Here is a 12,330-nt window from a genome sequence, read left to right as displayed (position 1 = left end):
ACGTCGGGTCGTCGCCGCTGCCGCTGCTGATGCGCGGCGGGTCGTGCCGACTCAGGCGGGCCGACCCCGTTTGAGCTCGAAGCCGGTCACATGACGGGCATCGCCGTCCCGCGGCGCGGTCGCCATCTCGATCTGCGCCCGCGCCTGGTCGAGGACCGGGGTGTCCGGATCGAGGACGGAGAGGTAGCGGTCGTGGGCGGCCAGTGCGCGAACGGCCGTGTCGAGTTGTTCCTCGACCTCGACGCCGTGGGTCGCCGCCGGACCGTTCTCGAACAACCACGACGGCGGGGCTTCCAGGGCGTCGTAGGCCTCGAGGACCGCCGCGGCGAACTCCATGTGGTCGCGTTGATTGGGCATGCCCGGCGCCCACTCGGGTCCACCGAAGAGCGAGACGATCACCTGCGGCCGCACCCGTTCGACGGTCTCGGTGATCTTGTCCCGCAACTCCGGCACGTTGCGGATGTCACTGTCGGGGAACCCCCAGAACTCCACCTCGTCCACGCCGACGATCGACGCGGACGCGCGCTGCTCCGCTTCCCGCAGGGGGCCGCACTCGGCGGGCGGCAGACCCTCGATGCCCCGCTCGCCGCTGGAGGCCAGCGCGTAGACGACGCGGCGGCCCTCGCCGGTCCAACGGGCGACGGCCGCCGCCATCCCGTACTCGGGGTCGTCGGGGTGGGCGACGAGCACGAGCGCGGTCTGCCAGTCGGTGGGGAAGGGGAGCAGCTGCGCCGTCACGGTTCTCAGCGCTCCCGGTCGAGATTGGCCATCTTCAGCACGTCGAGCCGGGCGTCCAGTTCGTCCTCGGTCAGCTTCTCGCCGACCAGGCCACGTTCGAGGACGGTCTCGCGGATGGTCTTGCCCTCCTTCAGTGCCTGCTTGGCGACGGCCGCTGCCTCCTCGTAGCCGATGGCGCTGTTGAGGGGGGTGACGATCGACGGCGAACTCTCCGCGAGCGTGCGCAACCGCTCGGTGTTGGCCTGCAAACCGGTAATACAGCGGTCGGCGAACAACCGCGAGACGTTCGCGAGCAGCTTCAGGGACTCGAGGACGTTGCGCGCCATCATCGGGATGTAGACGTTGAGTTCGAAGGCGCCGTTGCCGCCGCCCCAGGTGACTGCGGCGTCGTTGCCGATGACCTGCGCCGCCACCTGCGTGACAGCTTCGGGCAGAACGGGATTGACCTTGCCCGGCATGATGGAACTGCCCGGCTGCAGGTCGGGGAGCAGGATCTCGCCGAGCCCGGTGAGCGGACCCGAGCCCATCCAACGGACGTCGTTGGCGACCTTGGTCAGCGACACCGCGACGGTCTTCAACTGGCCGGAGAGTTCGACGAGCCCGTCACGGGCCGCCTGCGCCTCGAAGTTGTCCTTCGCGAGGGTGAGTGACTCGACGCCGGTGAGCGACACGAGTTCGGCGACCACCTTGGTGCCGAAGCCATCTGGCGCATTGAGGCCGGTGCCGACCGCGGTACCGCCGATGGGCAGTTCGCCGACGCGCGGGAGGGCGGCGGTGATGCGCTCGATGCCGGCCTCGACCTGACGCGCGTAACCGCCGAATTCCTGTCCGAGCGTGACCGGTACCGCGTCCATCAAATGCGTGCGCCCGCTCTTGACGACCTCACGCCATTCGGTTGCCTTGTCGGCCAACGTCTTCTGCAGATGTTCGAGCGCCGGGATCAGGTCGGTGACGGCGGCCTCGGTGGCGGCGACGTGCGTCGCCGTCGGGAAGGTGTCGTTGGACGACTGGGACATGTTGACGTGATCGTTCGGATGCACCTCGACGCCGTTGGACTTGGCGATCGACGCGATGACCTCGTTGGTGTTCATGTTCGAGCTGGTGCCCGAACCGGTCTGGAACACGTCGATCGGGAACTGGTCGTCGTGGCGTCCGTCCGCGATCTCGGTGGCCGCGGCGACGATCGCGTCGGCCTTCTCCTTGTCGAGCAGACCGAGGTCGGCGTTGACGGTGGCGCAGGCCGCCTTCAGCAGTCCCATCGCCCGGATCTGGGTCCGTTCGAGGGGGCGTCCGCTGATCGGGAAGTTCTCCACGGCACGCTGCGTCTGTGCCCGCCACAGGGCGTCGACGGGTACCCGGACCTCGCCCATGGTGTCGTGCTCGATGCGGTATTGCTCGCCCTGCGCGTCGGTCTGTGTTTCCTCGGTCATCGGCGTGCCTACTCCTTTGATCGAATCCTTATGCCGCTCAGCGGGACGTTGACGGCCCCACTCGGGTCGGTGAAAAAGTCGTTGCCCTTGTCGTCAACGACGATGAAGGCGGGAAAATTCTCGACCTCGATCTTCCACACGGCCTCCATGCCGAGTTCGGGGTACTCGATGATCTCCTGGCTCTTGATGCAGTCGAGCGCGAGACGTGCCGCGGGCCCGCCGATGGAGCCGAGGTAGAAACCGCCGTGCGCGCCGCACGCCTCGGTGACCTGCTTGGATCGATTCCCCTTGGCCAGCATGACCATCGAGCCCCCGGCGGCCTGGAACTGCTCGACATAGCTGTCCATCCGGCCTGCCGTCGTCGGACCGAACGATCCGGAGGCCATGCCTTCGGGGGTCTTCGCCGGCCCGGCGTAGTAGACCGGGTGGTCGCGCAGGTAGTCGGGCATCGGCTCGCCGGCATCGAGGCGTTCCTTGATCTTGGCGTGGGCGATGTCGCGCGCGACGACCAGCGGTCCGGTCAGCGACAGGCGCGTCTTGACCGGATACTGCGAGAGTTGCGCGAGGATCTCCGGCATCGGGCGGTTGAGGTCGACCTCGACCACCTCGCCACCCGAGATGTCCTCGGCCACACCGGCTGCGGGCATGTAGCGGGCCGGATCGGTCTCGAGCTGCTCGAGGAACACGCCGTCGGCGGTGATCTTGCCGAGGGCCTGACGGTCGGCCGAGCAGGAGACCGCGATCGCCACCGGGCACGACGCACCGTGGCGGGGCAGCCGGACCACGCGCACATCGTGACAGAAGTACTTGCCGCCGAACTGCGCCCCGATGCCGAACGACTGGGTCAGCCGGAAGACCTCCTCCTCGAGCTCGAGATCGCGGAAACCGTGCGCCGACATCGAACCCTGCGTGGGCAGGTTGTCGAGGTAGTGCGCCGACGCGTACTTGGCGGTCTTGAGCGCGAATTCGGCTGAGGTGCCGCCGATCACGACGGCCAGGTGGTACGGCGGGCAGGCCGCGGTGCCCAGCGAGCGGATCTTCTCGTCGAGGAACTCCAGGATGCTCGTCGGGTTCAGGATCGCCTTCGTCTCCTGGAACAGGAACGACTTGTTGGCGCTGCCACCGCCCTTGGCCATGAACAGGAACTTGTACTCCGGACCCTTGGGCCCCTGCTCGGTGGCGTAGATCTCGATCTGGGCGGGCAGGTTCGAGCCGGTGTTCTTCTCCTCGTACGTCGTCAGCGGGGCGAGCTGCGAGTACCGCAGGTTGAGCTGCGTGTAGGCGTCGTAGACACCGCGGGAGATGGCCTCGGCGTCGTCGGTGCCGGTCAGGACCCCTTCGCTCTTCTTGCCCATCACGATGGCGGTGCCGGTGTCCTGGCACATCGGCAGCACGCCGCCGGCGGAGATGTTGACGTTCTTCAGCAGGTCAAGGGCGACGAACCGGTCGTTGCCCGAGGCCTCCGGGTCGTCGATGATCTTGCGCAACTGCGCGAGATGAGCCGGGCGGAGATAGTGGCTGATGTCGTGCATGGCCTCCGCGGTGAGCCTCCGGATGGCCTCCGGGTCGACCTTCAGGAAGGTCCGACCGTCGACGGAGAACGTGGACACACCCTCGGTCGTGATCAACCGGTACGGGGTCTCGTCGGCGCCGGTCGGGAGCAGATCGGAGTAGAGAAACTCGGGGGCTGAGGCTGGTTTACTCACGGACCGCATCGTATCGCCCACGACATCGGCACCACGCCAGAGGTTGACTCGTGAAGTCACCGGTGTTGGTGTGGGGCCGATGTCGTGTCTCAGAGATCGATTCGGGAGTAGCCGCGGAGCTTGGCCGGCTTGTGGACGGCCTCGATGCGGCGGACGGTGCCGGACTTCGAGCGCATCACCAGCGACCGGGTCGTCGCGCCATTGGGCCGGTAGGTGACGCCGCGCAGCATGTCGCCGTTGGTGACCCCGGTGGCGCAGAAGAAGGCGTTCTCGCCGCTGACCAGGATGTCGTTGGTCAGCACCCGGTCCAGGTCGTGGCCGGCATCGATGGCCTTCTGACGCTCTTCGTCGTTGCGCGGCCACAGCTTGCCCTGGATCTCGCCGCCCATGCACTTCATCGCGACGGCGGTGATGATGCCCTCGGGAGTGCCACCGACGCCCATCAGCATGTCGACGGTGGAGTAGTCGTCGGCGGCGGCGACCGCACCGGCGACGTCACCATCGGAGATGAGGCGGATCTTGGCGCCGGCCTGCCGGATCTCACCGATGAGATCGGCATGACGAGGACGGTCGAGGACGATCACGGTCAGATCGGCGACGTCGATGCCCTTCGCCTTCGCGACCGAGTTGATGTTCCACTCGACGGACTCGTTGATGTTGATGGCGCCCTTGGCCTCGGGTCCGACAGCGATCTTGTCCATGTAGAAGACCGCCGACGGGTCGTACATCGTGCCGCGCTCGCTGACCGCGATCACCGAGATCGAGTTGGGGCGGCCCTCCGCCATCAGCGTGGTGCCGTCGATGGGATCCACGGCGACGTCACAGTCGGGGCCTTCGCCGTTGCCCACCTCTTCGCCGTTGTAGAGCATCGGCGCCTCGTCCTTCTCGCCCTCTCCGATGACCACGACACCGCGCATCGAGACCGACGACAACAGTTCGCGCATCGCGTCGACCGCCGCGCCGTCGCCGCCGTTCTTGTCGCCACGACCGACCCAACGACCGGCCGCGAGTGCAGCCGACTCGGTCACGCGGACCAACTCCATCGCGAGGTTGCGGTCCGGGGCCTGATGGGTGCTGACGGTCATGGGCAATCGACTCCTCTGTTCGGCGCGGGTCGACTCCAGCGGCGCCGAGTGATGGTGGCGGTGGTCTCGACCACCATCCTTGCATGTCACACCGGGCATTCGGTCAGTGACCCTGCTGGTGGGATACTCGGCGCCATGGCAGACAAACCCCGCATTCTGAACAACGGCAAGGACATGTTCTGGTCGTTGGTCCCGTTGCTCGCGCTGTGTGCGCTGGTGGCGATCGCGTCGGGGAATTGCTCGATCGGGGCCTCCAAGGACGTGGCCGACAGCAAGCTACCGCCGTTCGACGTGGTCAGCGCATTGAACGCCGACGCCGCCCAGCTCCCGTTCCCGATCCGTCGCCCGCCGACGCCGGAGGGCTGGCGGCCCAACTCCGGTTCCTCGGACGCGATCGAGGGGCACCGGGTCAGCACGGTGGGATGGCTCAGCAGCGACGGCGCCTACGTCCAGCTCAGTCAGTCCGATGCGCCCGAGGACGTGTTCGTCCCCTACCTCGGCGGCGGTAGCGGGGGTGATTTCGCCGACATCTCCGGTACCGGTACGCGCCAGGCGGGCGGGCGGCAGTGGGTGACCTACGAGACGTCGGAGGGCAAGCGGTTCTGGATCACGGACCTGGGCAAGGTACGCATCGCGGTCCTGTCGCGCGGCAGCGACGCCGACATCGAGACGATCGCGTCGTCGGTCGTCGCCCAGCAGCCGCTGCAATTGGGGTAGCGCACTACTCGTGAGGACCCGGCCCGGAGTTCCTAGCGTCGTCGGCAGGAGGCGCTCATGGATGGGGGATCGGGGTTCGGCTTGCATCTCGTGTGGGCCAGGCTCGTGCTCGTCGCGGCCCTCGTGCTGCTCGTGGTGACCGTTCCGGTGCAACGGGCGGGCGCCATCGATGCGCTGACCGACCCGCGATCCGGGACCGTGGTGCCCGCACCCGGTCTTCCGTACATCGTCGGGCTGCCTCCGGATTCCGCTGTGGGGCGGCCGCTTTCCTCCTTGTCGAGGGGTGGGGAGGATCGTCGGCCGGTCCTCGCGCGGGTCGGTGCGCGACCGACCGCCGTGCACACGCGCATCAGTGTTCTCGACCGCGAGGCGCTCACCCGGTTCGACTGATCGGTCTCAGTCGTCCTCGGGGTCGTCGGGGTCGGAGCCGGTGCTGATGACCGCCTCGATGCGCTCGCGGGCACCGCGCAGGTGCTCCTCGCAGCGGGTCGCGAGGGCCTCGCCACGCTCCCAGAGCGCCAGCGAGGCGTCGAGGTCGAGTCCGCCGTGCTCTAGGGTGGTGACGATCTCGGCGAGTTCGTCGCGTGCTTCCTCGTAGCCGAGTTCCTCGATCGGAGTGGATGATTCGTCGGTGCTCACGCATTTCCTCCGTGTTCCGGCATGGTCGTGGGTTCGTCGACCCGGGCGGTTGCGGCGCCGTCGGCGACCCGGATGCGCAGGGGTGCACCCGCCGGCAGGTCCGCGAGCGTGCCGACCACATGAGGCGGGTCGGTGTCGGTGCGCTGTACCACCGCGTAGCCGCGCGCCAGGGTCTGCGCGGGACCGAGTGTCGACAGGCGCGCGCCGAGATGGTCGGTACGTCGTTCCTCGGAGTCGATGTGGCGCAACACATCTCGGCGCAAGGCGCGGACCAGCTCGGCCACTTGCCCGGCTTCGGAGTCCACGAGCACCCCGGGACGGGCGAGCACCGGCCGCGCCCGCAGCGCGGCGACGACGCCGGACTCGCGGCGCACCCAGTTGCGCAGGGCCTGCGCGCTGCGTCGACGCAGATCCGCGATGCCCGCGAGTTCGGCCTCGACGTCGGGAACGACCCGTTTCGCCGCATCGGTCGGAGTGGCGGCGCGCAGATCCGCGACGAGATCGAGCAGTGGATTGTCCGGTTCGTGCCCGATCGCGCTGACGACCGGGGTCCGGCACCGCGACACCGCGCGCAGCAACGCCTCGTCGGAGAACGGGAGCAGGTCTTCTACGCTGCCGCCGCCGCGCGCGATGATGATGACCTCGACATCGGGGTGGGCATCGAGGTCGGCCAGGTGGGTCAGGATGCGGGCGACCGCCGTCGGCCCCTGCACGGGGGCCTCGCGGATGTCGAAGCGCACGTTCGACCATCGAGCGGTCGCGACACTCACGACGTCGTGCTGCGCTGCGCTCGCGCGGCCACTGATCAGGCCGACGGCGCGCGGCAGGAACGGCAGCGGCCGTTTGAGCCGTGAATCGAAGAGGCCCTCGGCGGCCATGAGCTGTCGCAGCCGTTCGATGCGCAGCAACAGCTCGCCGATGCCCACGGCCCGGATCTCGCTGACCCGCAGCGACACCGTGCCGCGCCCGGTGTAGTAACTCGGCCGGCCCAGGACCACCACGGAGCTGCCGTCCGTCAGCGGGACCTCGGTGCGTGCCAGCAGGTCGGGGCTGCATGTCACCGAGATCGAGATGTCGGCAGCGGGGTCGCGCAGGGTGAGGAACGCGGTGCGGGTCCCCGGCCGCCGGCTGATCTGGGTGACCTGTCCTTCGACCCAGATCTGTCCGAGCCGATGGATCCAGTCGGCGATCTTGGTGTTCACCGTCCGGACCGGCCAGGGATGCTCGGCCGAGTTCGGTGACGAGGAACGTCGCGGTGTGTCGCTCGTGTCGGCCCCGGTCACGCTTCGGTGGAGCGCTTGTTCTGCGCGGCGATCCGGTTCTCGAGCATTGTCACGAACGGCGCGCGGTCGCGGCGGGATTTCTCATAGTCGACAAGTGCGATCAGGTCCTCGACGGCGACCGACCGCAGACGGGCCCGGAGTTGCGCGAGGGTGAGGGTGTCGTAGTCGATGAGCTCGACGATCTCGGGCCCGGAGCCGTCGGCGGAACTCACCGCCTCGGTGCCCGGCACCTCGGCCGCGACGACCTCGTCGGGGGTCGAGCTGTACAGCGCGAACCGCCCGGCATCGGCGCGCGGCGGTGCGGCGAGATCGGCGTCGGCGGCCGCCTCCTCGATCTCCTCGTCGATGGTCGTGGGCGACGGGGTCGTCGCGGCGGCCTTCGGCTTCTCGTCCTGCACAGACGTATCGGTGGTCTCCGCGGGCGCGGCGGGCGTGACCGGGTCGGGACCCGCTGCGTCGTCCTCGTCGAAACGTGCCCACTCGGGCTGTTCGTCGGGCCGGTCGAAGAGCATCTCCAGGGCGGCGTCGCCCTTGATGGCCAGTTCGGCGATGTTCTGTTGCGCCCGCATACCGGCCTGGAGGGTCTGGCTGATGGCGGTCATCGGCAACGTGATGAGCAGCGCCGGGAGTTTCCGTGTCTCCTCGAGGGCGGTGACGATCAGACCTGCGGCTATCCGGGCGGGGTACGGTGCGCGATCCATGCCAACACTCTGCCATCACGGGCAACGCCGCGTAACCCGTACCCTGGGAAGCATGTCTGAGACGAAGCGTGTCCTGCTCGCCGAACCCCGCGGCTACTGCGCTGGTGTCGACCGTGCGGTGGAGACGGTCGAGCGTGCCCTCGACAAGCACGGCGCTCCCGTCTACGTGCGCAAGGAGATCGTGCACAACCGGCACGTCGTGGAGACCCTGGCCGAGCGCGGGGCGATCTTCGTCGGCGAGACCGACGAGGTGCCCGAGGGCGCGTTGGTCGTGTTCTCCGCGCACGGGGTGTCCCCGCTGGTGCACCAGACCGCCGCCGAGCGCAACCTGCGCACCATCGACGCCACGTGTCCGCTGGTCACGAAGGTCCATCAAGAGGCGAAGCGATTCGCGCGCGACGACTACGACATCCTCCTGATCGGCCATGAGGGCCACGAGGAGGTCGAGGGCACCGCCGGCGAGGCCCCACAGCACATCCAGCTCGTCGACGGTCCCGACAGCGTGGACGCGGTCGAGGTCCGTGACGAGTCGAAGCTGGTCTGGTTGTCGCAGACCACCCTGTCGGTCGACGAGACCATGGAGACGGTCCGTCGACTCCGCGAGAAGTTTCCGCTGCTCAACGACCCGCCCAGTGACGACATCTGCTACGCCACCCAGAACCGGCAGGTCGCGGTCAAGGCGATGGCTCCCGAATGCGACCTGGTGATCGTCGTCGGATCGCAGAACTCATCGAACTCGGTGCGCCTCGTCGAGGTGGCCCTGCAGGCCGGCGCGAAGGCCGGCCACCTGGTCGATTACGCCCGTGAGATCGACGACTCGTGGCTCGACGGTGTGACGACGGTCGGGGTCACCTCCGGCGCGTCGGTGCCCGAGGTGCTGGTCCGCGGGGTTCTCGACTACCTGGCCGAACGCGGCTACGGCACGGTCGAGACGGTCAACACGGCCAACGAGACGCTGACCTTCGCGCTCCCGCGCGAGCTGCGCCCCGCACGTTCGTCCAGCTGACCTCGGGCCACGGCCCGGCGTCGACAGGTCAGAACTCGTCCGGGTCGAGCTTGCGCACCCGTCGATGGGGTAGTGCGATCGCGAGGACGGCGGCGATGACGATCGCCGCGACGGCGCTGCCGATGATCGCGACGTTGCGCGCGGAATTGTCCGGTGGCTGCGCCACGGGAGGTGCGGCGATGGGCGCCGAGGCCCGGTCCGGCTGCTGATCGGCCGGCAGCTCGGCGGTCAGGGCGGCGACCGGATCGACGACACCGTGTCCGATCCGCTGATCGCGCCCGGGGCCCGGGGAATGGGCGGTGGCGATGATGCGGTCCATCACCTCGCGCGCGGTCAGATCCGGGAAGCGGGCCCGGATCAGCGCGGCAGTGCCCGCGACGTACGGCGCGGCGAAACTCGTGCCGATCAAGGGCACCGGCCCGCCGTCGCTCTGCTGGGCCGACGCCAGCCGGCTCGAACCACGCCGGCTGTCCAGGCTCACGATGTCCGTGCCCGGCGCCGCGACGCCCACCCACGGGCCATGCAGGCTGAAATCGCTCGGCGAGCCGGTATCGGCGTCCACCGAGCCGACCGTCAGCACGTACGGCGAGTACCAGGCGGGACTGGCGACGGTCGCCACCGACCGCCATCCGTCGGGGTCGTCGGCGGCGGGAGCCGGATTCTGGTTCTGGCAGGCGCCGTCGCGCGTCAGGTTGCCGGCTGCCACGACGACCACGACGTTCCGGTCGTAGGCGTGCCGGATGGCCGCACCCAGCGCCCGGTCGTCGACCGAATCCGACGCCGACGCGCACGCCACCTCGGAGATGTTGATGACGGTGGCGCGTAGATCGACCGCGCGCACGATGGCGTGCGCCAGCGTCCGGACGGACCCGTAACCCGAGCCGACCACCGGCGCGGCGTCGTCCCGGGCGCGGTAGTTCTTCTTCTGGAAAGCGCTGCTGGACTGGCGGATCGAGATGATCGATGCCGCGGGCGCGACGCCGACGAACGCGTCGGCGGTGCTGGGCCGGGCGGCGATGATCCCGGCGACCAGGGTGCCGTGGGCGTCGCAGTCGTCGAGTCCGTTGCCGCCCGAGACGTAATCGCCACCGGCGACGACGCGACCGAGACGAGGATGGGGCGTCACCCCGGTGTCGATCACGGCCACTCGCTGACCCTGTCCGCGACTGAACCGCCACGCCTCCGGGAGATTCATCATCGCCTGTGCCGCAGTCGGTTTCGTCACGGTGCGGGTCAGTTCCGGGATGTTGCACAGGTGGCGTTGCTCGGTCGGTTCCAGCGGGGCGACCGGGGCCGACCGGACGAGGGCGCCGGGATCGATCCGAGGTGGGGTGACCGCAGCAGCGGGCGTCGCCGAGGCCCCGACGAGTGCCGCGACGAGGGTCGTCGCGAATACTCCGGCACCACGGACACGGTTGTCGCGCATCAGATCTCGCGGACCATTCGGTACAGGTCGAGCAGCCACAACAGCAGGGGCACGATGAGGGCGACGAGGATGTACTCGCCGATCTCGGCCCACCGACGCATCACGGGTGAGAAGTCCTGGTTCGGCGCGACGACCCCGAAGACGAGGGCGCCGATCACCACGAGGATGCCGAGGGCGAAACCGATCACCGGCCACTGATCGTCGCCGAACGCGAGACCGGTGATCAGGGTGATCACCACGAGCGATCCGCCGATGACGAGGATTCCCGCCTGGAACAGGTCGCTGTGAGAGCGGCCCCGCAGACACAGCACGACGCCGATGATCGCGGCGTAGACGGCGTTGCGCCATTCGAACCCGGCGAGAGGGGCGGCGGTGAGCACGGCCGCGATGGCGGTGACGACGGTGAGCCCGCCGACGATGCCGGTCAGGTACGCGTTGGCGAGGTAGGAACGCCGTTCCAGCGCATCGGCTTTGGGAAGGGCGGTCGCGCCGATCGCCCCGATGCCCTCGATGGCCGGTCGCGGTTCGATGTCCTTGACGTCGATGGCGGCACCCGCGGTCGGCACCGGGGGCAGCGGCAGTTTCGCGAGCAGGATCGTCGTGCGGGGAGCCAGACCGATGCACAGCAGACCGACCGCGGCGATGACGGCGGCGACATCGGCCACCGGCGCATCGATGAGGAGTCGCGCCCCACAACCGGTGGCGCCGAGCAGCGCCGCGCTGGTCACGGCGCTGTGTGCGGTCGCCCCGGCCGCGGTCATGCGGTAGCTGACCACGGCGGCGGCGAGGGTGAACGCGAAGCCCAGGGTGAGGTGTGCGGCGCCGTATGACCCGGGCGTCACGATCATCCCGGTCACGAAGGCCATCGGCGCGGCACACAGGGACAGCACCGTCGAACTCTGCTCGTCGCGGTAGTAGCGGGACACGATCGTCGAGGCGGTGACGAATCCGACGACCGCCAGCCCGGACAACCCGGCGAACCACAGGGCGCCGGTGCCGGAGCGGACGGCGGCCAGGGACGCCGCCGCCGCGACCGCGGCGACGAGTGCCAGGGCGTAACCGACCTTGCGGGCGGACGCCGCGGTCCAGTCGACGAACTGCGATTCGTTCAATCGGGCGACAGCGTCGACCACGTCGTCGAACAGCACCGGGGACTCCCCGGTTCGCGTGGAGGTCAACAGCAGCAGATCGCCGTCACGGATTCCCGACTCCGACAGCGACCGGTGCAGGGGCAGCGGGTCCTGTCCGACGAGCGCGAGCGTCCACTTGTTCTGCCGGTCGTGCGGTCGGCCGGGATTGCGGGCGTCGGCATCCGGGTCGTCGGGGTCCGACCTCGTGGGATTGCGCGATTCGATCTGGGCGACAAGGTCACCGATGAGTCCGGCGATGGGGATGCCGGCCGGCAGTCCGACGTCGAGTTGGGTGTTGCCGCCCAGCACGGACACCCGTACGAGTTGAGGCTCGACGGCCCCCTCACCCCGCCGGCGGTCCCCGGTGTCCGCGTCGGCAGCGGTGGCCGGGTACCCCGGTGCGAATCCGTCCACAGACGACATCAGGTCAATCCTCCCCCTAGATTCAGCAGCTAACATAGCCAACCGC

At 68.9% G+C, this 12,330-nt stretch carries 12 protein-coding genes; 3 read left to right on the top strand and 9 right to left on the bottom strand.

What is annotated here, in order from left to right:
* Positions 1–51: 51 nt before the first annotated feature.
* The 4 genes from JW364_RS02240 to glpX form a co-directional block, all read right to left on the bottom strand.
* Positions 52–738, bottom strand: a complete 687-nt coding sequence (locus tag JW364_RS02240; protein WP_068970156.1) for a PIG-L deacetylase family protein — start codon at positions 736–738, stop codon at positions 52–54.
* 5 nt (positions 739–743) lie between these two features.
* On the bottom strand, positions 744–2,168 hold the full coding sequence (locus JW364_RS02235; protein WP_137809247.1) for a class II fumarate hydratase: 1,425 nt from the start codon (positions 2,166–2,168) through the stop codon (positions 744–746).
* A gap of 8 nt (positions 2,169–2,176) precedes the next feature.
* Complete coding sequence (locus tag JW364_RS02230) at positions 2,177–3,874, bottom strand: fumarate hydratase (protein WP_068970178.1); 1,698 nt, start codon at positions 3,872–3,874, stop codon at positions 2,177–2,179.
* 89 nt (positions 3,875–3,963) lie between these two features.
* On the bottom strand, positions 3,964–4,959 hold the full coding sequence (gene glpX, locus JW364_RS02225; protein ID WP_065629922.1) for a class II fructose-bisphosphatase: 996 nt from the start codon (positions 4,957–4,959) through the stop codon (positions 3,964–3,966).
* Between the two features lie 135 nt (positions 4,960–5,094).
* On the opposite strand from glpX, the gene JW364_RS02220 reads away from it, so the two are divergent.
* Positions 5,095–5,676, top strand: a complete 582-nt coding sequence (locus JW364_RS02220; RefSeq protein ID WP_068970157.1) for a DUF4245 domain-containing protein — start codon at positions 5,095–5,097, stop codon at positions 5,674–5,676.
* A 57-nt stretch (positions 5,677–5,733) separates the two neighbouring features.
* Positions 5,734–6,066 carry a hypothetical protein gene (locus tag JW364_RS02215; RefSeq protein WP_068970158.1) on the top strand — a complete coding sequence of 111 codons (333 nt, stop codon included), beginning with the start codon at positions 5,734–5,736 and terminating at the stop codon, positions 6,064–6,066.
* A gap of 6 nt (positions 6,067–6,072) precedes the next feature.
* On the opposite strand, the gene JW364_RS02210 is transcribed toward JW364_RS02215, so the two are convergent.
* Genes JW364_RS02210 through JW364_RS02200 form a run of 3 tightly spaced genes read right to left on the bottom strand, consistent with a single transcriptional unit; the run spans position 6,073 to position 8,299 of the window.
* On the bottom strand, positions 6,073–6,315 hold the full coding sequence (locus tag JW364_RS02210) for an exodeoxyribonuclease VII small subunit (protein WP_068970159.1): 243 nt from the start codon (positions 6,313–6,315) through the stop codon (positions 6,073–6,075).
* Positions 6,312–7,598 carry an exodeoxyribonuclease VII large subunit gene (gene xseA / locus JW364_RS02205; protein WP_068970160.1) on the bottom strand — a complete coding sequence of 429 codons (1,287 nt, stop codon included), beginning with the start codon at positions 7,596–7,598 and terminating at the stop codon, positions 6,312–6,314. The genes JW364_RS02210 and xseA overlap by 4 nt, the downstream gene beginning before the upstream one ends.
* Positions 7,595–8,299, bottom strand: coding sequence for a lipid droplet-associated protein (locus tag JW364_RS02200; protein WP_137809246.1), 705 nt, complete (start codon positions 8,297–8,299; stop codon positions 7,595–7,597). The genes xseA and JW364_RS02200 overlap by 4 nt, the downstream gene beginning before the upstream one ends.
* A 52-nt stretch (positions 8,300–8,351) precedes the next feature.
* On the opposite strand from JW364_RS02200, the gene JW364_RS02195 reads away from it, so the two are divergent.
* Positions 8,352–9,305: a 4-hydroxy-3-methylbut-2-enyl diphosphate reductase gene (locus tag JW364_RS02195; protein WP_058250715.1), complete on the top strand. Its 954-nt coding sequence runs from the start codon at positions 8,352–8,354 to the stop codon at positions 9,303–9,305.
* Between the two features lie 28 nt (positions 9,306–9,333).
* On the opposite strand, the gene mycP is transcribed toward JW364_RS02195, so the two are convergent.
* Both mycP and eccD read right to left on the bottom strand, forming a co-directional pair.
* On the bottom strand, positions 9,334–10,731 hold the full coding sequence (mycP, locus tag JW364_RS02190) for a type VII secretion-associated serine protease mycosin (RefSeq protein WP_068970161.1): 1,398 nt from the start codon (positions 10,729–10,731) through the stop codon (positions 9,334–9,336).
* The gene (gene eccD / locus JW364_RS02185; protein ID WP_068970162.1) at positions 10,731–12,284 is read right to left on the bottom strand and encodes a type VII secretion integral membrane protein EccD; all 1,554 of its coding nucleotides are present in this window, start codon (positions 12,282–12,284) and stop codon (positions 10,731–10,733) included. The genes mycP and eccD overlap by 1 nt, the downstream gene beginning before the upstream one ends.
* Between the last annotated feature and the right edge of the window lie 46 nt (positions 12,285–12,330).

The organism is Gordonia sp. BP-119, from assembly GCF_016924115.1.
GTDB classification, from domain to species: Bacteria; Actinomycetota; Actinomycetes; order Mycobacteriales; family Mycobacteriaceae; genus Gordonia; species Gordonia hongkongensis.
Note: the sequence above shows the minus strand (reverse complement) of the source record. Positions and strands in the feature narration are given on the sequence as shown.